Source organism: Streptococcus ictaluri 707-05 (genome assembly GCF_000188015.2).
Taxonomy (GTDB): Bacteria; Bacillota; Bacilli; order Lactobacillales; family Streptococcaceae; genus Streptococcus; species Streptococcus ictaluri.
On record NZ_AEUX02000005.1, the window covers coordinates 266566 to 291492 of the forward strand.

Consider the following 24927-nt stretch of genomic DNA (forward strand, 5'->3'; position numbering starts at 1 on the left):
AATTAAATCAAATAACAAAAGGTCTAAGATGAAATAGCTTAGACTTTTTTAGCTAACACCTAAGGTATGACGACAGAGTAGAGTCTCAAATTTGCACTAAAATATGCTATAATGGGACTATTATGGAAAATATAAATGGTCAAACAATTGCAGACGCATTGGGTATCAAACCCAATCAAATCAATCAAGTTCTTTCCTTAACCGCTGAGGGTAACACCATCCCTTTTATCGCGCGTTATCGTAAAGAAGTGACGGGAAATCTTGATGAGGTAGCTATTAAAGCCATCATCGACATGGATAAGTCCTTAACTAATTTACGTGAACGAAAAGAAACCATACTGGCTAAAATTGAGGAACAAGGAAAACTCACCGATAGCTTAAAAGCTAGCATCCAAGCAGCCGATAAATTAGCTGATTTGGAGGAGATTTACCTTCCTTATAAGGAAAAGCGTCGGACTAAGGCAACCATCGCTCGTGAAGCAGGCCTTTTCCCATTAGCACGCTTAATCTTGCAAAATGCACCGCATCTTGAAAAAGAAGCGGAGTCTTTTATCACGGATGGTTTTAATAGCGCACAAGATGCCCTTTCAGGAGCAGTAGCGATTTTGGTGGAAGCCATGTCTGAAGATGCCAAGCTTCGCTCTTGGATTTACAATGACATCTGGCAATATAGTTTAATCACCTCAAGTGCTAAGGATGAGACATTAGATGAAAAGCATGTTTTTCAAATTTATTATGATTTCTCAGATAAAGTGTCTAAAATGCAAGGCTATCGCACTCTGGCTCTGAACCGTGGTGAAAAACTAGGTGTCTTAAAAGTCTCCTTTGAACACAATCTAGATAAGATGATCCGCTTTTTCAGTACCCGCTTTAAAGAAAAAAATCCTTATATTGAAGAAGTCATTCAGCAGACCGTTAAGAAAAAATTGGTTCCAGCAATGGAAAGACGGATTCGTACTGAGCTAACGGAAGCAGCAGAAGATGGCGCGATTAAGCTTTTTTCTGAGAACTTGCGTCACCTGCTTTTGGTCTCGCCACTTAAAGGTAAAATGGTTCTAGGATTTGACCCGGCCTTTCGTACGGGAGCCAAGCTTGCTGTCATTGACCAAACAGGAAAACTGATGGCGACGCATGTCATCTATCCGGTTGCGCCTGCTAGCCAAGCTAAGATTCAAGCTACTAAAAAAGAGTTAGCTGAACTCATTCAAAGCTATGGCATTGAAATCATTGCTATTGGAAATGGAACGGCTAGTCGCGAAAGCGAAGCCTTTGTGGCAGACTTACTAAAAGACTTCCCTCAAACCTCTTATGTTATTGTCAACGAGAGTGGCGCCTCTGTTTATTCAGCTTCTGAGATAGCTCGTCATGAGTTTCCAGACTTGACTGTTGAAAAACGCTCGGCCATTTCGATTGCTCGTCGCTTGCAAGATCCGCTAGCAGAGTTGGTTAAAATTGATCCGAAATCAATTGGCGTTGGGCAATACCAGCATGACGTCAGCCAAAAGAAATTAACGGAAAACCTTGATTTTGTGGTGAATACAGTGGTTAACAAGGTTGGGGTCAACGTCAATACAGCCAGTCCCTCTCTTTTAGCCCATGTATCAGGACTTAATAAGACTATTTCAGAAAATATCGTGAAATATCGAGAAGAAAATGGCGCTATCCAATCACGTGCCCAAATCAAGAAAGTCCCTCGTTTGGGAGCAAAAGCTTTTGAGCAGGCGGCTGGTTTCTTACGTATCCCTAATGCCAAAAATTTCCTTGACAATACCGGTGTTCACCCAGAGTCCTATCCTGCTGTTAAAGCACTTTTTGAAGCCTTAGCGATTACTGACTTAACAGAAGAAGCTAAAGCCAAACTAAAAGCTGTCAGTCTAAGTCAAATGGCAGACCAATTAGCCATTGGTCAAGAAACCCTAAAAGATATTATTGCTGACCTTTTAAAACCAGGTAGGGATTTACGAGATGAGTTTGATGCGCCTGTGTTACGTCAAGATATCTTAGATTTGAAAGATTTAGCTATCGGTCAAAAATTAGAAGGAACCGTCCGAAATGTCGTTGATTTTGGAGCTTTTGTTGACATTGGTGTTCACGAGGACGGTCTGATTCATATCTCTGAAATGAGTAAAACCTTTGTTAATCACCCTAGCCAGGTCTTATCAGTTGGTGATTTGGTGACCGTTTGGGTGTCTAAGATTGACATGGATCGCCATAAAGTTAATTTAAGCTTGTTGCCACCTCGTGAATCTCACTGATTATGTTAAAGAGGTCTCTCTGAATGACTTTGGTAAGCCATTCCTTCATCAAGCCATTTGGAATAAACGGCTAAGAAGCACGGGCGGTCGCTTCTTTCCCAAAACAGGTCATTTGGATTTCAACCCAAAGATAGCTAAGGAGTTTGGTCCTCATATTTTTCGACAGACTGTTCGTCATGAATTGTGTCATTATCACCTCTTTTTTGAAGGTCGTGGTTATCAACACAAAGATAAGGACTTTAAAACCTTGCTAGAAGCAGTGGACGGTTTACGTTATGCTCCTAAAAACAAAAGATAAAAACCGAAGTATCTTTACACTTGCACTCATTGTGGACAAGTTTATCATCGACAACGATCGATTGATTTATCTCGCTTGGCTTGTGGAAAATGTCGTGGAAAACTCATTGAAAAAAATCAGTCGTAAGGCTGATTTTATTTTGCTAAAAAAAGAATAAACTAGTATTATAGAATGAGGAGGTGAGGAAATATGGAAACGAAATTTTATAAGCAACGCAAAAATCGCTTGATTTCAGGAGTTGTTGCTGGTTTATCAGATAAGTACGGTTGGGATTTACCTTTAGCACGTGTCTTTGCTGCTTTACTGATGTATATGACTGGTTTTGGCCATGTTCTTTATATTCTTTTAGCCATCTTCCTGCCATATAAAGAAGATTTAATTGAAGAACGTTACGGTAAAGGACCACGACGCCGTAAAGAAGCTGATGTCGTCGGTGATGAAGACGAAGGCTGGTTCTGGTAAGTTTGAATAAACCATAAAGAGTAACAGGACTTTGTGGTATTATTACGATAATAAGTTTGAGATAACTCCTTTAGAATTCTTGGTCAAGAGATCAAGAATTTTTAGTTTACACGAATCATTACCTCTTTAGTAAAGCTTATTAACTGAAAAACAAGTGAAAGATCAATCATTTTTCAGAGGCAAAAAGAAATTTGTAAGGGCTTAACAAGTGATTTGTGTTATAATATGTAAAAGGAGAAATTATGACTGTTACGGTAAAAATGTTAGTCAAAAAAGTCAAGCTTGACGTGGTTTATGCGACAGATGACTTGTTAGAAAAAGAAATCAAGACATCAGATATTTCCCGTCCAGGACTTGAAATGACTGGGTATTTTGATTATTATGCTCCCGAGCGCTTGCAATTATTTGGCATGAAAGAGTGGTCTTATTTGACACAGATGACTGCTCATAATCGTTACTCTGTCTTAAAAGAAATGTTCAAAAAAGACACCCCTGCTGTTATTGTCTCAAGAGGATTAGCTATTCCAGAGGAGATGATTCAAGCTGCTCAAGAAGAAGGGATTGCCTTATTAGGGAGCCGTGTTTCCACTAGTCGTTTAGCGGGAGAGATGTCTTACTTTTTAGACGCTTCTTTAGCAGAGCGTACCAGTGTCCATGGTGTTTTGATGGATATTTACGGTATGGGGGTTCTCATTCAGGGAGACTCTGGTATTGGTAAGAGTGAGACAGGTCTTGAACTGGTGAAGCGTGGCCATCGTTTAGTAGCAGATGACAGGGTAGATGTTTACGCTAAAGATGAAGAGACTCTATGGGGTGAACCTGCAGAAATCCTTCGTCATTTGCTTGAGATTCGAGGTGTTGGGATTATTGATGTCATGTCTCTTTATGGAGCAAGTGCCGTCAAAGATTCATCACAGGTTCAGTTAGCCATTTACTTGGAGAACTTTGAAGCTGATAAAGTGTTTGATAGACTAGGAAATGGTAAGGAAGAAATTACTTTCTCAGGAGTTCATATCCCACGTATTCGTATTCCGGTTAAAACAGGTCGAAACGTTTCGGTCGTGATAGAAGCAGCAGCTATGAATCACCGTGCTAAAGTTATGGGATTTGATGCCACAAAGACCTTTGAAGAACGCTTAACCAAGCTGATTAGTAGAAACGAGGAGGCCAATGATTAATCCAGTTGCTCTTAAGCTTGGTCCCTTGACCGTTCATTGGTATGCCCTTTGTATCATGACTGGTTTGGTATTGGCTGTTTACTTAGCTATCAAAGAAGCACCTCGTAAAAAGATGACTAGTGATGATATTATTGATTTTATCTTAATTGCCTTTCCTTTAGCTATCTTGGGTGCTAGACTCTACTATGTTATCTTTGAATGGTCTTATTATTCACAGCATATTAATGAGATTTTTGCTGTTTGGAATGGTGGCATAGCTATCTATGGTGGTTTAATAACGGGTACGATTGTTCTTTTTGTTTACTGTTATTACAAAATTCTAAATCCCATTCATTTATTGGATATTGCAGCGCCAGGTGTTCTTATTGCACAAGCTATTGGAAGATGGGGAAATTTTATCAATCAAGAAGCTTATGGAAAAGCTGTTAGTCATTTGAATTATTTACCAGATTTTATCAGAAAGCAAATGTATATTGATGGCAGTTACCGTATACCGACATTCTTTTATGAGTCACTTTGGAATGTGCTTGGTTTTGTTATCATTATGATTTGGCGCCGAAAACCAAAGAGTCTTTTAGAAGGAGAAGTTGCCGCTTTTTATCTCATTTGGTATGGCCTTGGGCGCTTAGTTATCGAAGGTATGCGAACGGATAGTCTGATGTTTATGGGCATTAGAGTGTCACAATATCTTTCCGTTTTATTAATTATTTTTGGAATTATTTTTGTCATCATTAGAAGACAGAAAAAGCAAGTTCCTTATTATCAACAATAAGGATAGAAATAGGAGATGCTTATGGATTTAGTTGGAATAGCACTTATTATTATTGTCTTAGCCTTTGTGGCCTTGGTTGTCTTTTTGATTATCGTACTTAAAAAAGTTTCTGAGACAGTTGATGAGGCCAAAAAAACACTGGCTATTTTGACCAGTAATGTCAATGTGACTCTCTATCAAACCAATGAGATCTTAGCCAAAGCGAATGTCTTAGTGGAGGATGTTAATGGTAAAGTATCAACCATCGATCCACTCTTTGTTGCAATTGCAGACCTATCAGAAAGTGTTTCAGACTTGAATCTTCAAGCGAGACATCTCGGCCAAAAAGCAACTAGTGCGACAAGTAACGTTTCAAAAGCAAGTAAAGTGGCGCTTATGGGCAAGGTTGCCTCAAAAGTATTTAGTAAAAAAGGAGAAAAAGCATGAGTCATTTTTTAAAAACAGTTGTGATTAGTGCAGCCTCAGGTGCGGCAGCAGCTTACTTTTTATCAACCCAAAAAGGCAAAGAACTGAAGCAAAAAGCAGAACATGCCTTTGAAGCTTACAAAGAAAACCCTGAAGAATACCACCAATTTGCTAAGGAAAAAAGTAGCCAATATGGACAGTTAGCTCGTGAGACTTTTACGGATATTAAAGATAAGTTTGAGACCGGTGACATAAGTAGTGATCAAATTATTGAAATGGCCAAAGAAAAAGCCAGTCAATTTGTCCAAAAAACAAAAGAAGCTGTGGCAGAAGTCAAAGAGGAGTCAAAAGAAGAGGACCTCATCATTGATTTAAGCGAAGAAGATATTATTATTGATTATCCAGAATCAGAAGATATGGATTTGAAAGATAAACTATAAGAAAAGTAAAATCCCTCAAATGTGAGTTAAGTCATTTGGGGGATTTTTGAATTAAAAAAGAGTTAGATAGCACTAACTCTTACCTTATTGTAAAAATGATTTAAGTGTTTTGGCTAATAAACTAGTCGATGCCAAACCAATCAAACTAGCAAATAAGAAAGCCCAGACTGGAGTCAAATTCATGACGAGAAGGACAAATGCAAATAAAACCGTAATTAAGCTAAAGACAGCAATTCGAGCAAAAAAAATGAGCTCTTTTAATTTAGCATTGTGGCCATTGATGTCTTGAAAATCTTGAAATTTACTCTGTGAATTGTCTTGCAATTCCTGATCTTCAAACGCATTATGGTTCTTTAATGGTGCAGGCATAGTCCTCTCCTTTCCTTAAGATACTAAGACATTTTACCATAAAAATCAGTATTTGTCACCTTTTTTTAAAAGAAATGACTGATAAAACATATGAGACGCAAGTTGTCAAGTCAAGTGCAACCAGTTCATAGATAACTAGAGTTCCAGATGTTAAGCTGTTCGGGATAGCTCAAACAGGAATTTTGAGGATTGATATTGAAGAAGTCGTCTTGGGCGCTCATTGATGGCAGTAATATAATTGTCAAGTTCTTCAGAGGTTAGTGGATTAAGTGAGACTCCTTTAGGGACATATTCTCTGAGGAGGCCATTGAAGTTCTCGTTTTTTCCTCTCTCATGTGAAGAATAGGGATGTGCAAAGTAAACTTCAACAGCTTCTAAGTTTGAGAGTAAACTAAACTCAGAACCATTATCCGCTGTGATGGATGCAATAGGATACTGACTGATGAGATGCGTGACAGCACGGTTAATGGTTTGGGACTGCTTGTCTTCTAGCTTAACTCCTAGTGCATAGCGTGTCTGGCGCTCTACCAAAGTCAACATAACAGCTTCACCTTTGGTTTTCTTGCCGAGAACCAAATCAATCTCCCAATGCCCAAATTCAGAACGATCATTAATATATTCTGGACGTTCTTCGATAGATTTACCTAAAGTCTTCTTATTCGTCTTCATGACTTTCTTAGAACGTTTTCTGATACTAACCATCTTAGGCAAATCGATTGGTTTAATAGCTAATACCCCCTCTTTGATATAACGATAAATCGTTTTGGTAGAGGGGACGACTTCTTCAGGATGGTTCACTTTGTAAGTCTGAACAAAACTATCCACACTATGGAGACGAATGTTAGCCGTCAAGGCAGATTCTAATTGTTCAATGAACCTAGCGGAGCAGTCATTCAACTTGAGATAAGAACTCTTTTGACGATTGGTTTCATAGACACGTTGCCCACTATCAGCGAAATAGGCGTTGAAGAAGGTTTGTTTTCCATTCTTATCCTTTACCTGTTCTACTGAACCACGTTTTATTTCTCGGCAGATTGTAGAACGGTGACGACCCAAGAGTCGAGCAATCTCAGCGGGTTTCTTTCCCATTTTAAGATAAGCAGCAATTTCACCCCGTTCTGTGGCTGAAAGATGAGAATAGGATGATTTTCTGGTAGAATTAATGTTGGACATGTTCATCTGCTTTCCATACTGAATTGGGGAATTCTAGTATATCAGACGAACATGTCTTTTTTGTTGCACTTCATTTTACAACGCGGGAAAACATATGAGAAAAGAAAATGCAAGAATCTTGCTTGAAAAATTAAAAAATTTGGTATAATAAAACGTATATGAAAACTATAACTATTACAGCCACAGCAGAAAGTGTTGAGCAAGTCAAAGCCCTTTTAGCTGTAAGCGTTGATCGTATTTATGTCGGTGAAGCAAATTATGGGTTACGTCTGCCCCATAATTTTTCTTATGACCAATTAAGGGAAATTGCCACTCTTGTGCACGAAGCAGGTAAAGAGCTCACCGTAGCTTGTAACGCACTGATGCACCAAGGGATGATGGATAATGTCAAGCCTTTTTTAGACTTCATGAAAGAAATAGCGGTTGACTATTTGGTTGTTGGAGATGCAGGACTTTTCTATGTCAATAAGCGAGATGGTTACAACTTTAAGCTGATTTATGACACCTCAGTTTTTGTGACCTCTAGTCGTCAAGTTAACTTTTGGGGACAGCATGGGGCAGTAGAAAGTGTTTTGGCGAGAGAAATTCCATCTGCAGAACTGTTTCAATTAGCCAAAAATCTTGACTATCCAGCTGAAGTCTTAGTTTATGGCGCTTCGGTGATTCATCATTCTAAGCGACCGCTTTTAGAGAACTACTATCGCTTTACTAAAATTGAAGATGAGGTTAGCCGTGAGCGAGGTCTATTCTTAGCAGAACCAGGAGATTCTGAAAGTCATTACTCTATCTACGAAGACCAGCATGGGACACACATCTTTATCAACAATGATATTGATATGATGCCTAAAGTGGCTGAGCTTTATGAGCATGGCTTGAGGCATTGGAAATTAGACGGCATCTATTGCCCAGGTGAGTCGTTTGTTGCTATTGCCAAGCTTTTTGTTGAAGCTAAGTCTTTATTAGAAACGGGGCAAATGACAGAAGCTAAATCCCAAGCATTAGATGAACAGTTGCAAGTCTTACACCCTGCTGGACGTGGTCTTGATACTGGATTTTATGAGTTTGATCCTAAAACCGTTAAGTAAGTTTTACTTAAGGAAAACTTACTTTGGTTTGATTTATCTTGATTAAGTTTACTATTTCAAGGCTTGATGATTCAAACCCTCTTATTGATTTTTGAAACACTTGAATCGATCTATCTTGAAAATAGAAAGAAGAAATGATGTTACATAAGAAAAAACGTCCTGAGGTTTTATCTCCTGCAGGAACACTGGAAAAATTAAAAGTAGCGATTGACTACGGTGCTGATGCGGTATTTGTAGGTGGTCAAGCCTATGGCCTTCGTAGTCGAGCAGGTAACTTCTCGATGGAAGAGTTGCAAGAAGGCATTGACTATGCTCACGCTCGTGATGCCAAAGTCTACGTAGCGGCCAATATGGTTACCCACGAAGGGAATGAAGAAGGAGCCGGAGAATGGTTCCGTCAATTAAGAGATATGGGACTTGATGCTGTTATTGTTTCAGATCCAGCTTTGATTATGATCTGTTCGACAGAAGCCCCAGGTTTAGAAATTCACTTGTCAACTCAAGCTTCTTCCACCAACTATGAAACCTTTGAATTTTGGAAAGAAATAGGATTGACACGGGTGGTCTTAGCGCGTGAAGTCAATATGGCTGAGCTAGCAGAAATTCGAAAACGTACTAATGTTGAAATCGAAGCCTTTGTCCACGGTGCTATGTGTATTTCCTACTCGGGACGTTGTGTGCTGTCTAATCACATGAGTCATCGTGATGCCAATCGTGGTGGCTGTTCCCAATCATGTCGTTGGAAATATGACTTGTATGAAATGCCATTTGGTGGCGAACGACGTTCCTTAGAGGGGGAAATTCCAGAAGAATATTCCATGTCTTCAGTTGACATGTGTATGATTGAGCACATTCCTGATTTGGTAGAAAACGGTGTGGACAGTCTGAAAATTGAAGGCCGTATGAAGTCAATCCATTACGTGTCAACGGTAACCAATTGTTACAAAGCAGCCGTGGATGCTTATATGGAGAGCCCAGAAGCCTTTTATGCTATCAAAGATGACTTGATTGATGAATTATGGAAAGTGGCTCAGCGTGAGTTAGCTACAGGTTTTTATTATGGGACTCCAACTGAGAATGAACAATTATTTGGTGCCCGTCGTAAAATCCCACAATATAAATTTGTCGGAGAAGTGGTTGCGTTTGATGAAGAAAGCATGACAGCTACTGTAAGACAACGAAATGTTATGATGGAAGGCGATAGAATCGAATTTTACGGACCTGGATTCAGACATTTTGAAACTATCGTCAAAGACTTGCACGATGAAGACGGTCAAAAAATTGATCGTGCGCCAAATCCAATGGCTTTATTAACCATTAGCCTACCACAAGCGGTAAAACCAGGTGATATGATTAGAGCTTGCAAAGAGGGATTGGTTAATCTGTACAAGGAAGATGGTAGCGCCAAAACTGTTAGAGCCTAAAAATCCAAAAGAATAGTGAGTCATGACTTGCTATTCTTTTGGATTTACTAAGAGTAAGAAGAAGTCTGGCTTCAAAAATAATCTATAGATATATCTGCTGATGAACAGTAAGCTTGCTGTCATGCTTTAGTTGTGGTTCCTTATTACAAGTTTGATAAGTGAATTCATAGCTATTTTCCTCAGAAATTGATAAAATAAGGAGAGAATCTTAGAAAAGTTTTCAAAAGTACTATTTTTTCGATAGCATTTTCGAATAAATAAGTGAGGAGGAATAACAATGGCAGAATTTACATGTAAAATTGAAGAACATTTGCTGACACTGTCAGAAAATGATAAGGGTTGGACCAAAGAATTGAACAGAGTCAGCTTTAATGGTGCAGAAGCTAAATGGGATTTGCGCACATGGAGCCCTGATCACACTAAAATGGGGAAAGGTATTACCTTAACCAACGAAGAGTTTAAAACCATTCTAGATGCCTTTCGCAAATAAAAAAGCAAGGATGCTTTTCTTTCCTCAAAAGACTTAAAGAATCTTTAGAGCAAAGGACGCATTCCTGCTATTTTTTTGTTTTAAATGGTCAGACAAACCAATGAAGAGAAAAATAATCCCTAATCCGATAAAAATGGGCTTTACTGCAAACAGACCATAGATGAGAAAGATAGCGGCAGATAGGTATGCCAAGTATTCTTTTGCCATGTGAGAAATCCTACCCTTTCCTTATGATGCTTTTATTATATCATAAAAGGCTAGAAAAACTTAGCAGTCATAAGTCACATCGCAGCAGTCCAAATTATCTAGATACATCTGGTTAGCTTTAAAGAAGTCGATTTCCTCACTATCTAGAGTCCACTTGTCACGTTTAGCTATTTCCGCAATAATAGGTAAAAATCGTTGTCTGAATTTATAGATATAACAGAAAATGGTTTGGTCATGTCTAAGACTTGGTCCGATCAGGAAACAATTGGGACTAATGGTGGATTCGTCATCTTTAGTGACTTGTGGGATACCATCGTTATCGTAGTCAAAAACAGCTTGTCCACCGATTGCTTGACTGGCATTTCTAAAACCAGTGGCCAGAATTGGCTTGTGCTTGCTGTGAGCTTTTGTTCCATCTTGGAAGGTAACTTGATAACCTTTTTCATCTCTGTCAATTTGGCGAGCAATTTTACCCTCATTAATATGGACATGATATTGAGGATTTTCTTGAATGTGTTTTAGGCGTTCCTTTGTGATAGGTGATAAGGAAATGCTAGGATCTGGCGCACTTTCGCTTTTACCAAAACCATTGGTAAAGAGATGAATCTCATTTCCTAAATAAGCTAGGTTGGTTAAAGCATCACAGGCACTCTCATTTCCACCGATAACAATAAAGGGATTCTCGGATTGAACGTGAAAAGAATCTACTTGTCCGTAGTGCATTCCTAATTCTGCTCCCTTTATTCCTTGTGTGTTTGGAAGTTGAAATTCTCCGCAAGCCATAATCAAGTAGTCGCAGCTGACTTTACCATCACTCGTATCCAGTTCATAGATGTCCTTAGAGCGATGAATAGCTGTTACAGACGTTTGCGTTTTGATGGGTAACTCATAGGTTTTGGCTAATAAGGAAAGGTAATGGGCGTATTCAGGTCCAGAGAGATGTTCTTTTTCAAAGGTAAATGCCGGTGAAGTGTTAGGAACGACCGCATTAATATCAGGAAAGCCAAAGCCATTTGTGGTAAATGATGGGGTGATGAAGCGAGTGGTTTTGGGCCATTTCAGAAAGCTATCTCCGATTTCACCTTTTTCTAAGACTAAAAAGTCGTCTTGTTTAAGTCTTTTTAAGGCGCAAGCAAAGCCAATGCCAGCAGCGCCAGCTCCAATAATAATAAGTTCCCGCGTTGTAAAATGAAGTGCAACAAAAAAGACATGTTCGTCTGATATACTAGAATTCCCCAATTCAGTATGGAAAGCAGATGAACATGTCCAACATTAATTTTACCAGAAAATCATCCTATTCTCATCTTTCAGCCACAGAACGGGGTGAAATTGCTGCTTATCTTAAAATGGGAAAGAAACCCGCTGAGATTGCTCGACTCTTGGGTCGTCACCGTTCTACAATCTGCCGAGAAATAAAACGTGGTTCAGTAGAACAGGTAAAGGATAAGAATGGAAAACAAACCTTCTTCAACGCCTATTTCGCTGATAGTGGGCAACGTGTCTATGAAACCAATCGTCAAAAGAGTTCTTATCTCAAGTTGAATGACTGCTCCGCTAGGTTCATTGAACAATTAGAATCTGCCTTGACGGCTAACATTCGTCTCCATAGTGTGGATAGTTTTGTTCAGACTTACAAAGTGAACCATCCTGAAGAAGTCGTCCCCTCTACCAAAACGATTTATCGTTATATCAAAGAGGGGGTATTAGCTATTAAACCAATCGATTTGCCTAAGATGGTTAGTATCAGAAAACGTTCTAAGAAAGTCATGAAGACGAATAAGAAGACTTTAGGTAAATCTATCGAAGAACGTCCAGAATATATTAATGATCGTTCTGAATTTGGGCATTGGGAGATTGATTTGGTTCTCGGCAAGAAAACCAAAGGTGAAGCTGTTATGTTGACTTTGGTAGAGCGCCAGACACGCTATGCACTAGGAGTTAAGCTAGAAGACAAGCAGTCCCAAACCATTAACCGAGCTGTCACGCATCTCATCAGTCAGTATCCTATTGCATCCATCACAGCGGATAATGGTTCTGAGTTTAGTTTACTCTCAAACTTAGAAGCTGTTGAAGTTTACTTTGCACATCCCTATTCTTCACATGAGAGAGGAAAAAACGAGAACTTCAATGGCCTCCTCAGAGAATATGTCCCTAAAGGAGTCTCACTTAATCCACTAACCTCTGAAGAACTTGACAATTATATTACTGCTATCAATGAGCGCCCAAGACGACTTCTTCAATATCAATCCTCAAAATTCCTGTTTGAGCTATCCCGAACAGCTTAACATCTGGAACTCTAGTTATCTATGAACTGGTTGCACTTGACTTGACAACTTGCGATAATAATAAGTTTATGATGTGTCATGTAATTCTCCTTGACAAGTATAGTATTTTAAGATAGAATACTTAACCAGTTAACTTTTTAAGTTTAACAAATATCACCTTATTTGTAAAGAAAGGGAATTATGTTTCTTCTTATTTGTATTTTAATCATGTGGGCCATGATTTTTGGAATGGCTTTTTTCTATATTGGCAGTCTAAAAGAAGCTTTAGCCCCACGCATGCTTTATCAATTTACCTTAGCTATCATAGTCGCAACGGTAGCTTGGTTATTTGGGGCCTATTTTTTAGCATTTGAAGGCCACTGGTCTAGTGTTGTGACAGCAGGGCACTTGTCTTTATACCGTATCCTTGATATTCTTTTTCAACTCTGCTTTTGTTTGTATGCGGTGGTCATGTTTATTGGATCAATCATTGATCGGGTTAAGACCAGATCACTTTTATTAGCAGTCTTTGTTTGGGTCTTTTTGGTGTACAGTCCCTTGGCCTATCTTATCTGGAGGCCAGAAGGCTTTTTAGCTCAAATGGGTGTTGAGGATTTCTCGGGCGGAATAGTGGTTCACCTGTCAGCAGGCTTATCAACTTATGTTTTAGCTTACTATAAAGGACGGACAGATCATATTCATGATAAGTTAAGAGAGGAATGGCTTTATCTGGGAATGATTTTAGTGACTCTAGGTTGGTTCGGTTTTAATGTAGTACCTGTCGGTCAATTGAATGATGCAGCTGGACAAGTCTTACTAAACACCCTTCTAGCTATTATCAGTGGCGGCTTGGCATGGTCTTTAGCTTCTTATTTTTCGACTAAAGAGGAATCTAGTTTAGCTTTATTAAATGGCATGATTGTTGGTTTGGTTACCAGTACAGCTGGAGTAGGCTATCTGGATGCTCTACCAATAGTGATTGTCACCTTTTTAGCTAGTTTTTTGACCTACTTTTTAACAGATGCCATTAGTAAAAAGTTGTCTGTTGATGATGTGGTTGATCCATTTGGGATGAATGGTATCGGAGGTCTACTGGGCAGTCTAGGGGTCATTGTCTTTCATCCACATATCATAGGAGCTCAATTATTAGCTATTGCTATTGCAAGCTTGCTTTCGCTTCTTGTGACATGGGCCATTGCGCGGTTTATTATGGCTTCTTAAGAAATTTTGACAAAATAGAGAGCAATAAAAAACCCTTGCTTCATTTATGAAGCAAGGGTTTTAGTTAGAAGAATAAATGAGCCATTAGAATAATAATGGGTAATGAAATCAAGGTACGTTCAATAAAAATGATAAATAGCTCAATGATATTAACAGGAATCTTAGAGCCCAAAATAACCGAGCCTGTCTCAGACATATAAATCAGTTGCACAATGGAAACAGTAGCAATAATAAAGCGTGTCATCTCACTTTTAATCTCTGCCGCCATGATAGAAGGAACAACCATGTCTGAAAAGCCAACAATCATGGTCTGACTAGCCGCAGCTGCTTCAGGAATACCAAAGAGCTCTAGTAAAGGTAAGAAAGGCATACCCAAAATTTTAAAGACTGGCGTTGAAACAGAGATGATTAAGGCCAAGGTCCCGACGGTCATAATAGTTGGGATGACGCCAAACCATAAACTAAGCACTGTTTTTGAAGCACTATTGATAAAAGTTTTGACATCACCATTTGATTTGGACTTATCAATAGCTAATTGCAAGGCCCAAGTTAACTTGTTATGATGCTCAGGTATAGTCTCAGAAGCCTTGTCTTTAAGTGTGATAAAATGGCTATCAGGCTTGCGAGATAAGGGGGGGAGATGAGGGATAACAAGAGCACAGACAATGCTACTGGCAATAACCGTTAAGTAAAAATGGCCAAAATAATCAGTTAAGCCAACGTTTTGAAGCACCACCAAACAAAAAGTAATAGATACTGCCGAAAAAGTAGTGGCAATCGTGGCTGCTTCTCGTGCCGTGTAGTGTCCGGCAACATATTGCTTATCTGTTAAGGCAATCCCAATCGTACCATCACCCACAAAAGAAGCTACACAGTTAACAGCAGAGCGACCAGGTAAATGGAATAAAGGACGCATTATAGGGGTTAGGAAAACTCCCACAAATTCTAATAAACCAAATTCCGTTAAGAAAGGAAGGATAAAACCAGCTGCTAAAAAGATGGTGAACAGTCCTCCAATTAAGTCAAAAAGAATGAGACCTCCTGTATCCTTGCTCCAAATCACTTCTGGCCCTAATTGGAAGACCGTTATTAGCCCTAAAAGTAAGCCTGTTAGGCGAACTAGCAACCAAAAGAGAGGGATATCTGAAATTTCTCTTAGAAGGTCATTTTGGGAAATAAAGGCTGGGCGAAAGAAACGATAGAGTAGTGCTAAGAGATACGATATGGAAATAATCAGTAAGATAAGGTATGGAATAGGAATGAGGCTGTTAATCCATTGGTTAATGGATTTAGAAATAACAGAAACAGCCACGGTGGACATGCCTTTGTACTGAAAAGGGGTCATCAATAGTAGAATCCCAATAAGGGAAGGGATAAGAAAGGTTAAAATAGCTTTAACCGATCGGCGTTCTTGGGTCATAAAATCCTCCAGAGTAAGAGCTTATTAGCTCAAAAAACAGTATCAGCTTTTAGTTTCAGTGGTTCAGTAGAATAAGATAAGAAACAAGGTATGTCTTAAGAAATTGTCTACGTGATCAAGCCCACTGATAAATAAAGAAACCGAATATCTAAACGAGAAGTTTGGTTCTCTGTTACAGATCATTCGGTTTTCTTAGTGACTTCAATAGGTCTTTGAGTAAAGACTTTTGAAAGTCTTCAGCTAGAAGCCAATGTTAGCACATCCTTGGGTGCTATTATTTCATGGTTGGGAATAGTAGAACATCGCGAATAGTTGTTGTATTGGTTAACAACATACATAGACGATCGATTCCAATTCCTAGTCCACCTGTAGGAGGCATACCATATTCAAGTGCTTCAACGAACTCATAATCAATACCAGTTGCTTCATCGTCACCAAGTTCTTTAGCTTGAGCTTGCGCTTCGAAGCGAGAGAGTTGATCAATCGGATCATTTAACTCCGTGAAGGCATTAGCGTACTCTTTAGTCATGATAAATAACTCAAAACGGTCTGTAAAGCGACCATCCTCTGGGTTCTTCTTAGCTAAAGGAGATACTTCAACAGGATGACCAAAGACAAAGGTTGGTTGGATTAATGTTTCTTCAACAAACTCTTCGAAGAAAGCGTTGATAATATGACCAACACTTGTAAAGTGTTTTTCAAGTGGGACATGTTTTTCTTTGGCAAGCGCAATGGCGTCTTCAAGAGACATTTCAGGCCAAAAATCAATGCCAGTAACTTCTTTAATAGCATCAACCATATGGACACGTTTGAATGGTTGATTAATCAAGATTTCATTTCCTTGATAGTCAATTGGTCCATCCCCTTTAACAGCTTTAGCGGCATGCTGGATGATACCTTCAGTCAGATTCATGATGTCTTGATAGTCAGCGTAGGCTTGGTATACTTCAATTGAAGTAAACTCAGGATTATGTGTCGCATCCATCCCTTCGTTACGGAAGATACGACCAATTTCATAAACGCGTTCCATACCACCAACAATCAAGCGTTTTAAATGAAGCTCAGTTGCGATACGAAGTACCATCTCAATGTTTTGGGCATTGTGGTGAGTGATAAATGGACGAGCAGCAGCTCCACCAGCTTCATTGTGAAGCACAGGTGTTTCAACTTCTAAGAAGTCCATGCCATCTAAGTAACGACGGATTTCTGAAATCATTTTAGAACGTGTCACAAAACGATCAAAGCTTTCACGATTAGAAATCAAATCTAAGTGACGTTTACGGTAAATGGTTTCAATATCAGTTAAGCCGTGGAATTTCTCAGGTAATGGACGAAGTGATTTAGACAAGTGAGTTACTTTTGTAGCTTTAATAGACAATTCACCCATATCGGTACGCATAATCTCACCTTCGACACCGATGAAATCTCCCAAGTCAGCTTTTTTGAAGATGTCATAATTCTCATCACCGACAGAATCTTTACGAACATAGACTTGAATTTGTCCTTGGCGGTCTTGTAGGTGAGCAAAGCCAGCTTTACCTTTTCCGCGTTTAGTCATTAAGCGTCCAGCGACAATTGCTGTTTCTTTTAGTTCATGTAATTCTTCTTTAGTTTTATCAGCATATTTTTCTTTTAATTCAGCAGAATTGGCTGTGCGTTCAAAACGCTTACCGAAAGGATCAATTCCTTGTTCAGCCAGAGCCGTCATTTTTTCACGACGGACAATCTGTTGATCATTTAATTCTTCGATGTGTTGATTTGACATGTTTTCCTCCAATACGTTTTCCTTCCTATTGTACCATAAATAGGGTCAGAATACACCTATATTTCAATGGAAAAGATAAGTCCCTTTCTTAGACAATTTGAAAAGCTTATTCGAAAATAGTATAATGTTAGGGATATTATTAGAAAAGAAAAGAGATCCATGATTACAGCTATTGTTTTTGATGTTGACGACACTATTTATGATCAGCAAGCACCTTATCGTATTGCTATGGAAAAGTGCTTCCCTGACTTTAATATGTCCATGATGAACCAAGCCTATATTCGTTTTCGTCACTACTCTGATATTGGCTTTCCAAGAGTGATGGCAGGAGAATGGACAACAGAGTATTTTCGTTTCTGGCGCTGCAAAGAAACCCTTCTTGAATTTGGCTACCGAGAAATCGATCAAGAGACTGGTGTTCATTTTCAAGACATTTATGAGCATGAGCTTGAAAATATTACCATGCTAGATGAAATGCGCATGACTCTTGATTTTCTCAAGACCAAAAATGTTCCTATGGGAATTATCACTAATGGTCCAACAGAACATCAACTCAAAAAGGTTCGCAAATTAGGCTTATATGATTACGTTGATCCTAAACGTGTGATTGTTAGTCAGGCTACAGGTTTTCAAAAACCAGAAAAAGAAATTTTCAATTTAGCCGCAGAGCAATTTGATATGAACCCACAAACTACCCTCTATGTGGGAGATTCCTATGATAATGATATTATGGGGGCTTTTAATGGTGGTTGGCATTCTATGTGGTTTAATCACAGAGGGCGTAGCTTAAAAGCAGGTACTAAGCCTGTTTATGATGTGGCCATTGATAACTTTGAACAATTATTCGGTGCCGTCAAAGTGCTCTTTGACTTACCAGATAATAAGTTTATCTTTGATGTTAATGACAAAAAGAACCCTATCTTACAAATGGGCCTTAATAATGGCTTGATGATGGCCGCAGAGCGACTGTTAGAAAGCAATATGAGTATTGATAAAGTGGTTATTTTATTACGTCTCAATAAGCAACAAGAAAAAGTGCTGCGTCTTAAATATGCTAGATAAGAAATAGCAGACACTTTAAGTTCAAAAATGAGTTTTTTAATGTAAAGAATGTCAATAAACGACAAACACCTAAGAAAATGATTCATTTTCCAAGTAGCTTTTATCATTCCATCTGAGGCAGTGGAAGTGTTGGCAATCACTGGTTTCTAAAACTGTTAGACTAGCATTGGCTAAGCCACCTTTTGCGCGCAAAAGTGCAGGTTCAAATCCTAAGAGAGAACGAATAGAAGCTGTTAGGTTAGCCCCATGACCAACGATTAGGACATGCTCATATCCCTTGTCTTCAAAGGAGTGAACAAGCTGTCGAACGCGTTGCGTTGTTTCATAGATGGACTCAGCTTCAAATTGGCTGGCCTTAAATTTAGCTAGATTATGCTGAAAAGCAGCTATTTGACTAGGGTAAATGGCTGACATGGTTGCGATTTTTGCCCCTTCTAACTTTCCAAGTTGCCATTCTCTCAAAGCTTTAGTATAAGTTACTTCTTCACTAATATCAGCTTCTTCGATGAGAATCTTAGTAGTGTCAATTGCTCTTTTTAAATCACTAGAGTAAACAGCGTCAAAAGCAATAGAATCAATTTCATTGGCTAATGCTTTAAGTTCCTCTTTTGATTCTTCAAGTAGTGGTGAGTCGCCACTACTTGAAAACGTCCTTCAACATTCCAAAGGGTTTTGCCATGTCTTACAAAATATAATTTCATAACGGTATAACCTTTCCTAATTCAAAATGATTTTAGCGCCAAATGGAAAGAGACTGATTTTCGCTAATTTAAAAGATTGGATGGCAAAGGGAATGCCAATAATGCTAATACATAACAAGAAAGCAGAAGCGAGATGAATAGCAGCTAGCTGCCAGCCAAAAACGATAATCCAAATCATGTTTAACAAGACGCTAGATCCTGACTGACCAATTTGGATATCCTTGCCAAATGGAAATAGCCCAAAGTTGGCAATTTTAAAACATTGTAATCCGATAGGTAGTCCGATGATTGTTAATGATAATAAGAGACCTACCAAAGTCCAAGAGATCCAAGCCCAAAGACCAGAACAGATAAACCAAATCATGTTTCCAAGTGATTTCATTTTTACTCCTTAATATTGACAAAGTGGCCATCAACAAAATCAGCTAGCGCTTAGCTCTTAATCTGAATAGACCTGCCAACTTCTCCTGCTGAGACAACCATCTCCCCTTTTTCTAAAGCAGAGTCATCAATAAAAATGGGATAACGATGCTTTTGTCGGATGCCAACAGGATTATTGGCACCATGGACATAACCCGTTGTTTTTTGTAAGTCTTTTTGAGGAATCATGGAGACCTTTTTATTACCTGAAGCTTTTGCTAATTTTTTCTCACTAAGATGCTCTGTTAGAGGAATAATACCAATTAGTGGACCTGTTTTGTCACCATTAAGAGCTAAGGTTTTATAAATGTCAGATGGTTGGAGCGACTCAGGGATGTCCCCCTCAAGTGTGTTAATGTGTAGTCCTTGATGCTCAATATGTGCTTTATCTAATATTTGTTCGACCAAGGTTTTTTTAATTTTTCCTTTTTTAGCCATAAGTTCACCCTTATTTAACGAAATAAAAATAGTATAATAATCATATTATACCATTTTTGAACTATAAGGTTAAGGTCAACTTATCATTAATCTCTTGGAAGGAAGAATGAAGGTTGTGTTGGTAAAATGATAACTAAAGCCAGTGCTGTTACTAAAAAGGTTAGGAGCCCAGCAGTCCCATTAACTGTGAATGAATACCAAATAGCAGACATTCCTTTAGGAGCATAACTTCCCCAGAAAATAACCCCTGCAATGAAATGCCAGATGTAGCGAACACCAACCGCAAAGAAGGCTCCCATAAGCGCGATAGTGATACTAGAAGTCATCTTTTGAAATTTAAGGCTATTAGCTAAAGGTTTAGCAAAGAAACCAGCTAGTCCCATACAGATAAAGGCAATAATATATTCAATGATAGCTTGTGACAAGCTAAGGTAATAAATCTTACCAAGGACAAAATGGAGTAGTCCCCAGATGAGACCAGCCAAGAGGCCATATTTTAGGCCACGTCGTAGGGAAAATAGAACCAGTGGAATAGCTCCAAATGATGGGCTGAACCAGCTGACAAAGTCTGGTATAAAAGATAAAGCCATTGCCAGGGCAGCGAAAATAGCTGCTTCAATTAAAAGCTTAACATTAGTTTTTGACGACATAAAAAAACTCCTTTTGTCCACAAAAAGAGCATTGTTATCCAATAGTATTTATTGGTCACAATCCCTCCGCTTGTACTAACAAGATCAGGTCCCTAGGATTTCGCAGTTGCGATCTCAGCCAAAGCACTCCTTTGTGATATGTATTTGTTTCAATTATAATGATTTTGCTTGTGACTTGTCAAGAAAAGCGCTTTAAAAAAGATAAGAGCTAGTTAGCTCTTATCTTTTTTTGATTTTACCAAATAATTTTTCAAAGGTTTCTTTAGGATTTTTATGGACTGCAATTTGATTTAAATCAAGTGGGTTTTTAAAACCATTGATATAGCCTTGAGAGGTGTACTGGTGAAGGTCATAATCTAAATCTGTGTTAGGAGCAGCTTCGTAATAACCAGAGTCACTTCCATAGGTTGGAATCCAGATGGCATCAAAACCTTTGGTTGAAATTTCTTGTTCAACCATAAAGTAGGTGCCAATATAAAGTCCAACATTCTTAGCCCCCAGTTTTTTAAGCTCTTCTCGGAAAGCTTTAACACCTTTGTTCATATTTTTCATGGTTGCTTCTTCCACATCAATCCAATAGTAAGTTGGTTTGTAAGGGGAAGCATTTTTGTAAAAGGTTCTGGCTTCTTCACGCATTTCCTTGCTGCTTCGCCCTAGGGCATAGCTGTAGACCGCGACAGGAACGTCCCTTTTTTGGAATTCCTCAATGTGTTTCTTAAATGACTTATCAATGCCAGTTGTGAAAGCAGCATTGTTATTGGCAGTGATTTGTGAGCCTCCATAGACACGAACAATAGCGCCTGAAATATTCTGTGATAAGGTATCATAATCAATTTCATTTGGGAGCTGCCAACCGGAAACATCAATAATAGGATTTAAGATAAATTCTTCATTTTCAGTTGTGCTTTCTGTCCTTTTGCTTGAACTACTCGTCACAATAGGAACGTTCTCTTTAGCCAGACTAAGTTCTTTTTTCTTAATCGTTTCAGAATGAATCTTTCCAATCATTAATAACAAAGCAATAAAAGCAAAGAAGACAATGACAACAATAGGCTTTATTCTTCTTCTCATTATTGATATTGTACCCTAAATGCTTGAAAAAATCAAAGTATCCTAACTAATTTCTTATATTATCTTGCATTTTAAGTATATTTTGTCTAAGTCTAGTCGGGCACAAGACATGACGCTTATAAAGGCATGTTTCAACCCTAATTTTATATAACATAAAACTATGTCTTGTGACGGTTATTATATAGTTTTTATTTATAAAAGTTGTGGAATATCTAACTTTTTCTTGCTTTATTCTCATTGAACTACTATTTTTAACTTTTTTTGAAGTTGCATCTAACTAGTCAAAGTAGCAAAAATCTGTCATAATAGACAAAAAAAGAAATTGAGAAACCAAATGTCAGCTAAAGTTATTAGTCGAATTGCCGTCATGTCTGCTTTATGTTTTGTCCTACGACTTGCTTTTAGTAGCTTACCAAATGTGCAACCTGTGACAGCCATTTTTCTTGTTTATTTGCTTTGCTATGGTTTGGCAGAAGCAGTCTTGTTAATGGGTCTTTGTATGTTATTAACGTCTTTCATCCTAGGATTTGGGCCATGGGTCTTTTGGCAAATCAGCGCTTTTGCCATCATCTTATTGGTTTGGAAAGTACTCTTGTATCCCTTATCTAAGAAAGTAGTAAGGTACGACTTGCTGATTCAGTCCTTAATGGCCGCTTTTTGTGGTCTTGCCTATGGCTTTTTAATTGATGCTGCTTTTGCTTACCTATACAGTATGCCCTGGTGGACCTATCTTTTAGCAGGAATGCCTTTTAACTTGGCACATGCAGTCTCAACTTTTGTTTTTTACCCATTAATCTTACTATTGTTTAGGAGAATTTCAAATGAAAAAAGGATTTAAAACACTTTTATTAACCGTCTTGTCATTAAGTTTGGTAGCTTGTTCTCAAGGGAATAATGCTTCTCAAGAAAGTAAGAAAACGGTAGCTAATCAGCAAGTTCGCTTGATTGTCAAAGAAGACCAAGATACCATTGATGAGAAGGTTGCCTTTGACAAGGGAGAAACGGTTTTAGAGGTCTTAAAAGAAAATTATAAGGTTCAAGAAAAAGATGGCTTCATCACAGCAATTGACGGTATTGAACAAGATACAAAGGCTCAAAAGTATTGGTTTTTTAAAGTCAACGGGAAAATGGCAGATAAAGGTGCTAACCAGCTTAAAGTCAAAGATGGTGATAAAATCGAGTTCTATCAGGAAGTTGTTAAGTAATAAAAAGCAAACCTCATTTTTTCCACTTGAAAATAAGACGTATTTGCAAAAAAAGCTAAGGGCTACACTAAGCCCTTAGCTTTTTTGATTATTTCTGATATTTTGAGAGAGCCTCCAACAGGCTAAGTAGCTTTTTAAAAATGTTACTATCTCATCACTGAAAAGAATCGTTGTCGATATTATGCATTAGTCATATCTTTAGAGTATTGAATGATTTGATCGACCGTTTGGTCAAGAAAGGCTATGGTATCTCGCAATGGTTTTTCGGTTGCAATATCTGCACCAATCAACAGGGCGGTATCTAATGGTGTACGGCTGCCTCCAGATTTGAGGAAATCTAACCATTCTTTAGCGCCATTTGGGTTATTCTTCAGATTGAGATAACCGGCTGTTGAAATAACTAAACCAGCTGAGTAGGTATAGCTGTATAATCCCATATAATAGTGAGCCTGTCTCATCCAGGTTAGAGCAGCGTCATCGTCAATCTCAATGGCATCTCCCCAAAACTCAGTCAAGACTTCTTTCATGATGCTATTCAGTTGTTCGGCACCAAAGGTGCCACCTTCTTCAATCAAAGTATAAACACGACGTTGAAAGGCTGCTTCTAACAAGTGTGTAATAAAGTTGTGGAAGTAAGTATCGGTTAAACGGTGGGCTAGCGCAAAGCGTTTTTGACGAGGATCATCATATTGATGCTCCAGGTAATCGCTTAGCATCAGCTCATTAAAGGTTGATGGTGCTTCCACATAGTAAGTAGACATATGGGTGTTGAAGTAGCTTTGATGGTTATCTGAGAAAATAAACTGACCAGAATGACCGATTTCATGAATCAAAGTATAAACATCAGACATACGTCCTGTCCAGCTCATCAACACATAAGGGTGTACCTTATAAGGATCTGCGGCATAGCCACCAGAGTCTTTATTAGCATTAGCAGCAAAGTCAACCCAACGTTCGGTTTGGTAGCGTGAAATTTCTTGTGTATATTCTTGGCCAAGCGGAGCAAGAGACTTCTTGACAAGATCATAAGCATCATCGATAGAAACCTCAGGATTAAGCTCGTTATCAATATCCAGTTTCCAATCAGCAAAGGTCATCTTGTCTAAACCATTAACCTGTGCAACATGTTTTAAGAATTTTTGGGCAACTGGTCCAAATTCGGTCATGATAAGGTCGATTTGACGATCAAACATGCTGCGATCCACTTCCTGATCAGCTAATAAATAATCAAAAACAGAGTCGTAGCCCTTCATGTCAGCAATCAGTTTTTCAGATTTTACCTTAGCTAAGTAAGCGGCAGCAGCTGTATTTTGATGTTTACGAAGTCCTTCAGAGAAAGAACGAAAGGCTTTTTCACGGATTTGGGCATTATCATGGTTTTGATAAAAGTTCTCGTAAGCCACAAAACCATTTTGATAGCTTTTACCATCAACGTCAAAGTCCTCCATAGCAAAATCACCGGCACGCATTTTGGTATAAATGTCGTAAGGAGCGTTTAACACTTCTCGAAGATTCGCTAGAGCTTTTTCAACATCTGGACTTAAGAGATGTTCTTTTTGAAGTTTAGCCATGCGAATAGCAGCGCTGAAATAGGGATTTTCTTCTAGTTGATCTAGGACAGCTTTATCAGCATTGGCTAATGCCGTGTCAAAAAAGCTAAGTTCGACGCTAGCCTTAGTCATGAAATCATCACCTGCCTGGGCAATTTGAGCAAAGCTTTCATTTGAAAAATCTGTTGTTTGTGGCATAAAGGCATAGGTACCAATATGACTCATTTGGATGTAGATGTGTTCGATTGTCATCAGAGCTTGTGTAAAATCATCTACTGTGACTAATTTACCCTCGTAATTCTTCTTGAAAAGAACCACATCTTGCAAAGCTTTTTCAATAGCTAGTAAAAAGTCTTCACGATCTTTGTAGAGGGCACTTAGATCCCAAAGTTCATTTTCTGGAAATGCTGAACGTTTTTTTAATTCCATACCATTCTCCTTAGATAGTTATTATCTATTAGTATAACAGAAAATAGCAGAGAAAGATGCTCGAAATTCTTCCAAACGTTTAGTTGAAAAAGACCTTATTTTTTTGGAAAAAACAGACATTCAATGATAATGAGCTTACTTTTTAGGTAAAAAGTGGTATGATAAAAGAGAAA

Annotated in this window: 25 protein-coding genes, 2 pseudogenes and 1 riboswitch; of the genes and pseudogenes, 15 read left to right on the plus strand and 12 right to left on the minus strand. The window is 38.4% G+C overall.

Features of this window, described 5'->3' with window-relative positions:
* Positions 1 to 122 precede the first annotated feature (122 nt).
* The 7 genes and pseudogenes from STRIC_RS04600 (at position 123) to STRIC_RS04630 (ending at position 5810) form a co-directional block, all read left to right on the plus strand.
* Positions 123 to 2255, plus strand: coding sequence for a Tex family protein (locus STRIC_RS04600; RefSeq protein ID WP_008088112.1), 2133 nt, complete (start codon positions 123 to 125; stop codon positions 2253 to 2255).
* Positions 2242 to 2679, plus strand: a pseudogene (locus STRIC_RS04605) (SprT family protein). Before STRIC_RS04600 ends, STRIC_RS04605 begins: the two are co-directional and overlap by 14 nt.
* 63 nt (positions 2680 to 2742) lie before the next feature.
* Positions 2743 to 3015: a PspC domain-containing protein gene (locus tag STRIC_RS04610; protein ID WP_008088062.1), complete on the plus strand. Its 273-nt coding sequence runs from the start codon at positions 2743 to 2745 to the stop codon at positions 3013 to 3015.
* Between the two features lie 242 nt (positions 3016 to 3257).
* Positions 3258 to 4193 carry an HPr(Ser) kinase/phosphatase gene (gene hprK, locus STRIC_RS04615; protein ID WP_008088058.1) on the plus strand — a complete coding sequence of 312 codons (936 nt, stop codon included), beginning with the start codon at positions 3258 to 3260 and terminating at the stop codon, positions 4191 to 4193.
* Positions 4186 to 4965, plus strand: coding sequence for a prolipoprotein diacylglyceryl transferase (lgt, locus tag STRIC_RS04620; RefSeq protein ID WP_008088340.1), 780 nt, complete (start codon positions 4186 to 4188; stop codon positions 4963 to 4965). The genes hprK and lgt overlap by 8 nt, the downstream gene beginning before the upstream one ends.
* A 21-nt stretch (positions 4966 to 4986) precedes the next feature.
* The gene (locus STRIC_RS04625; RefSeq protein ID WP_008088530.1) at positions 4987 to 5391 is read left to right on the plus strand and encodes a DUF948 domain-containing protein; all 405 of its coding nucleotides are present in this window, start codon (positions 4987 to 4989) and stop codon (positions 5389 to 5391) included.
* On the plus strand, positions 5388 to 5810 hold the full coding sequence (locus tag STRIC_RS04630; protein WP_008088040.1) for a YtxH domain-containing protein: 423 nt from the start codon (positions 5388 to 5390) through the stop codon (positions 5808 to 5810). Before STRIC_RS04625 ends, STRIC_RS04630 begins: the two co-directional genes overlap by 4 nt.
* An 84-nt stretch (positions 5811 to 5894) precedes the next feature.
* Here STRIC_RS04630 and STRIC_RS04635 read toward each other — a convergent pair whose 3' ends face one another.
* Together STRIC_RS04635 and STRIC_RS04640 are read right to left on the minus strand one after the other, a co-directional pair.
* The gene (locus STRIC_RS04635) at positions 5895 to 6179 is read right to left on the minus strand and encodes a DUF3270 domain-containing protein (RefSeq protein ID WP_008088529.1); all 285 of its coding nucleotides are present in this window, start codon (positions 6177 to 6179) and stop codon (positions 5895 to 5897) included.
* 150 nt (positions 6180 to 6329) lie between these two features.
* Entirely contained in the window at positions 6330 to 7352 is a 1023-nt protein-coding gene (locus tag STRIC_RS04640; protein ID WP_200857358.1) for an IS30 family transposase, read from the minus strand.
* 158 nt (positions 7353 to 7510) lie between these two features.
* On the opposite strand from STRIC_RS04640, the gene STRIC_RS04645 reads away from it, so the two are divergent.
* The 3 genes from STRIC_RS04645 to STRIC_RS04655 all read left to right on the plus strand — a co-directional run bounded on the left by STRIC_RS04645 (position 7511) and on the right by STRIC_RS04655 (position 10351).
* Positions 7511 to 8437: a peptidase U32 family protein gene (locus STRIC_RS04645; protein ID WP_008088276.1), complete on the plus strand. Its 927-nt coding sequence runs from the start codon at positions 7511 to 7513 to the stop codon at positions 8435 to 8437.
* Positions 8438 to 8574: 137 nt separating this feature from the next.
* Entirely contained in the window at positions 8575 to 9861 is a 1287-nt protein-coding gene (locus tag STRIC_RS04650; protein ID WP_008088636.1) for a peptidase U32 family protein, read from the plus strand.
* A gap of 277 nt (positions 9862 to 10138) precedes the next feature.
* Positions 10139 to 10351 carry a YdbC family protein gene (locus tag STRIC_RS04655; RefSeq protein ID WP_008088442.1) on the plus strand — a complete coding sequence of 71 codons (213 nt, stop codon included), beginning with the start codon at positions 10139 to 10141 and terminating at the stop codon, positions 10349 to 10351.
* Between the two features lie 33 nt (positions 10352 to 10384).
* On the opposite strand, the gene STRIC_RS12405 is transcribed toward STRIC_RS04655, so the two are convergent.
* Positions 10385 to 10558: a hypothetical protein gene (locus STRIC_RS12405; protein WP_008088627.1), complete on the minus strand. Its 174-nt coding sequence runs from the start codon at positions 10556 to 10558 to the stop codon at positions 10385 to 10387.
* Between the two features lie 60 nt (positions 10559 to 10618).
* On the minus strand, positions 10619 to 11782 hold the full coding sequence (locus STRIC_RS04665) for an NAD(P)/FAD-dependent oxidoreductase (RefSeq protein ID WP_050897388.1): 1164 nt from the start codon (positions 11780 to 11782) through the stop codon (positions 10619 to 10621).
* A 38-nt stretch (positions 11783 to 11820) separates the two neighbouring features.
* Here STRIC_RS04665 and STRIC_RS04670 point away from each other — a divergent pair, with 38 nt between their 5' ends.
* Both STRIC_RS04670 and STRIC_RS04675 read left to right on the plus strand, forming a co-directional pair.
* The gene (locus tag STRIC_RS04670) at positions 11821 to 12843 is read left to right on the plus strand and encodes an IS30 family transposase (RefSeq protein WP_200857372.1); all 1023 of its coding nucleotides are present in this window, start codon (positions 11821 to 11823) and stop codon (positions 12841 to 12843) included.
* A 180-nt stretch (positions 12844 to 13023) separates the two neighbouring features.
* Entirely contained in the window at positions 13024 to 14043 is a 1020-nt protein-coding gene (locus STRIC_RS04675; RefSeq protein WP_008088182.1) for an ammonium transporter, read from the plus strand.
* 64 nt (positions 14044 to 14107) lie between these two features.
* Here the strand turns inward: STRIC_RS04675 and STRIC_RS04680 are convergent, their stop codons facing one another.
* Together STRIC_RS04680 and lysS are read right to left on the minus strand one after the other, a co-directional pair.
* On the minus strand, positions 14108 to 15463 hold the full coding sequence (locus STRIC_RS04680) for a YjiH family protein (protein ID WP_008088603.1): 1356 nt from the start codon (positions 15461 to 15463) through the stop codon (positions 14108 to 14110).
* A 274-nt stretch (positions 15464 to 15737) separates the two neighbouring features.
* Positions 15738 to 17228 carry a lysine--tRNA ligase gene (lysS, locus tag STRIC_RS04685; protein WP_008088078.1) on the minus strand — a complete coding sequence of 497 codons (1491 nt, stop codon included), beginning with the start codon at positions 17226 to 17228 and terminating at the stop codon, positions 15738 to 15740.
* Positions 17229 to 17387: 159 nt separating this feature from the next.
* Here lysS and STRIC_RS04690 point away from each other — a divergent pair, with 159 nt between their 5' ends.
* Positions 17388 to 18290, plus strand: a complete 903-nt coding sequence (locus STRIC_RS04690) for an HAD family hydrolase (protein ID WP_008088203.1) — start codon at positions 17388 to 17390, stop codon at positions 18288 to 18290.
* A 69-nt stretch (positions 18291 to 18359) separates the two neighbouring features.
* Here STRIC_RS04690 and STRIC_RS04695 read toward each other — a convergent pair.
* The 5 genes and pseudogenes from STRIC_RS04695 to STRIC_RS04715 form a co-directional block, all read right to left on the minus strand.
* Positions 18360 to 18991: pseudogene (locus STRIC_RS04695) on the minus strand (histidine phosphatase family protein).
* Between the two features lie 16 nt (positions 18992 to 19007).
* Entirely contained in the window at positions 19008 to 19373 is a 366-nt protein-coding gene (locus STRIC_RS04700) for a YccF domain-containing protein (RefSeq protein ID WP_008088642.1), read from the minus strand.
* Positions 19374 to 19423: 50 nt separating this feature from the next.
* Positions 19424 to 19849, minus strand: a complete 426-nt coding sequence (locus tag STRIC_RS04705; protein ID WP_008088465.1) for a YbaK/EbsC family protein — start codon at positions 19847 to 19849, stop codon at positions 19424 to 19426.
* An 86-nt stretch (positions 19850 to 19935) separates the two neighbouring features.
* Positions 19936 to 20499 (minus strand): energy-coupled thiamine transporter ThiT, encoded by a 564-nt coding sequence (gene thiT / locus STRIC_RS04710; RefSeq protein WP_008088234.1) that lies wholly within the window; start codon positions 20497 to 20499, stop codon positions 19936 to 19938.
* 44 nt (positions 20500 to 20543) lie between these two features.
* A riboswitch (TPP riboswitch) is annotated at positions 20544 to 20640 on the minus strand.
* A 78-nt stretch (positions 20641 to 20718) separates the two neighbouring features.
* The gene (locus tag STRIC_RS04715) at positions 20719 to 21570 is read right to left on the minus strand and encodes a glycoside hydrolase family 25 protein (RefSeq protein ID WP_008088323.1); all 852 of its coding nucleotides are present in this window, start codon (positions 21568 to 21570) and stop codon (positions 20719 to 20721) included.
* Positions 21571 to 21904: 334 nt separating this feature from the next.
* Here STRIC_RS04715 and STRIC_RS04720 point away from each other — a divergent pair, with 334 nt between their 5' ends.
* Together STRIC_RS04720 and STRIC_RS04725 are read left to right on the plus strand one after the other, a co-directional pair.
* A complete protein-coding gene (locus STRIC_RS04720; protein WP_008088450.1) occupies positions 21905 to 22408 on the plus strand; it encodes an ECF transporter S component in 504 nt (167 codons plus the stop codon).
* A complete protein-coding gene (locus tag STRIC_RS04725; protein WP_008088604.1) occupies positions 22392 to 22775 on the plus strand; it encodes a DUF4430 domain-containing protein in 384 nt (127 codons plus the stop codon). Before STRIC_RS04720 ends, STRIC_RS04725 begins: the two co-directional genes overlap by 17 nt.
* A gap of 179 nt (positions 22776 to 22954) precedes the next feature.
* Here STRIC_RS04725 and pepF read toward each other — a convergent pair whose 3' ends face one another.
* The gene (pepF, locus tag STRIC_RS04730) at positions 22955 to 24754 is read right to left on the minus strand and encodes an oligoendopeptidase F (protein WP_008088106.1); all 1800 of its coding nucleotides are present in this window, start codon (positions 24752 to 24754) and stop codon (positions 22955 to 22957) included.
* Between the last annotated feature and the right edge of the window lie 173 nt (positions 24755 to 24927).

Coding starts and splice junctions, on each gene's coding strand:
- STRIC_RS04600 (WP_008088112.1), top strand. CDS start 123: ATGGAAAATATAAATGGTCAAACAATTGCAGACGCATTGGGTATCAAA.
- STRIC_RS04610 (WP_008088062.1), top strand. CDS start 2,743: ATGGAAACGAAATTTTATAAGCAACGCAAAAATCGCTTGATTTCAGGA.
- hprK (WP_008088058.1), top strand. CDS start 3,258: ATGACTGTTACGGTAAAAATGTTAGTCAAAAAAGTCAAGCTTGACGTG.
- lgt (WP_008088340.1), top strand. CDS start 4,186: ATGATTAATCCAGTTGCTCTTAAGCTTGGTCCCTTGACCGTTCATTGG.
- STRIC_RS04625 (WP_008088530.1), top strand. CDS start 4,987: ATGGATTTAGTTGGAATAGCACTTATTATTATTGTCTTAGCCTTTGTG.
- STRIC_RS04630 (WP_008088040.1), top strand. CDS start 5,388: ATGAGTCATTTTTTAAAAACAGTTGTGATTAGTGCAGCCTCAGGTGCG.
- STRIC_RS04635 (WP_008088529.1), bottom strand. CDS start 6,179: ATGCCTGCACCATTAAAGAACCATAATGCGTTTGAAGATCAGGAATTG.
- STRIC_RS04640 (WP_200857358.1), bottom strand. CDS start 7,352: ATGTCCAACATTAATTCTACCAGAAAATCATCCTATTCTCATCTTTCA.
- STRIC_RS04645 (WP_008088276.1), top strand. CDS start 7,511: ATGAAAACTATAACTATTACAGCCACAGCAGAAAGTGTTGAGCAAGTC.
- STRIC_RS04650 (WP_008088636.1), top strand. CDS start 8,575: ATGTTACATAAGAAAAAACGTCCTGAGGTTTTATCTCCTGCAGGAACA.
- STRIC_RS04655 (WP_008088442.1), top strand. CDS start 10,139: ATGGCAGAATTTACATGTAAAATTGAAGAACATTTGCTGACACTGTCA.
- STRIC_RS12405 (WP_008088627.1), bottom strand. CDS start 10,558: ATGGCAAAAGAATACTTGGCATACCTATCTGCCGCTATCTTTCTCATC.
- STRIC_RS04670 (WP_200857372.1), top strand. CDS start 11,821: ATGTCCAACATTAATTTTACCAGAAAATCATCCTATTCTCATCTTTCA.
- STRIC_RS04675 (WP_008088182.1), top strand. CDS start 13,024: ATGTTTCTTCTTATTTGTATTTTAATCATGTGGGCCATGATTTTTGGA.
- STRIC_RS04680 (WP_008088603.1), bottom strand. CDS start 15,463: ATGACCCAAGAACGCCGATCGGTTAAAGCTATTTTAACCTTTCTTATC.
- lysS (WP_008088078.1), bottom strand. CDS start 17,228: ATGTCAAATCAACACATCGAAGAATTAAATGATCAACAGATTGTCCGT.
- STRIC_RS04690 (WP_008088203.1), top strand. CDS start 17,388: ATGATTACAGCTATTGTTTTTGATGTTGACGACACTATTTATGATCAG.
- STRIC_RS04700 (WP_008088642.1), bottom strand. CDS start 19,373: ATGAAATCACTTGGAAACATGATTTGGTTTATCTGTTCTGGTCTTTGG.
- STRIC_RS04705 (WP_008088465.1), bottom strand. CDS start 19,849: ATGGCTAAAAAAGGAAAAATTAAAAAAACCTTGGTCGAACAAATATTA.
- thiT (WP_008088234.1), bottom strand. CDS start 20,499: ATGTCGTCAAAAACTAATGTTAAGCTTTTAATTGAAGCAGCTATTTTC.
- STRIC_RS04715 (WP_008088323.1), bottom strand. CDS start 21,570: ATGAGAAGAAGAATAAAGCCTATTGTTGTCATTGTCTTCTTTGCTTTT.
- STRIC_RS04720 (WP_008088450.1), top strand. CDS start 21,905: ATGTCAGCTAAAGTTATTAGTCGAATTGCCGTCATGTCTGCTTTATGT.
- STRIC_RS04725 (WP_008088604.1), top strand. CDS start 22,392: ATGAAAAAAGGATTTAAAACACTTTTATTAACCGTCTTGTCATTAAGT.
- pepF (WP_008088106.1), bottom strand. CDS start 24,754: ATGGAATTAAAAAAACGTTCAGCATTTCCAGAAAATGAACTTTGGGAT.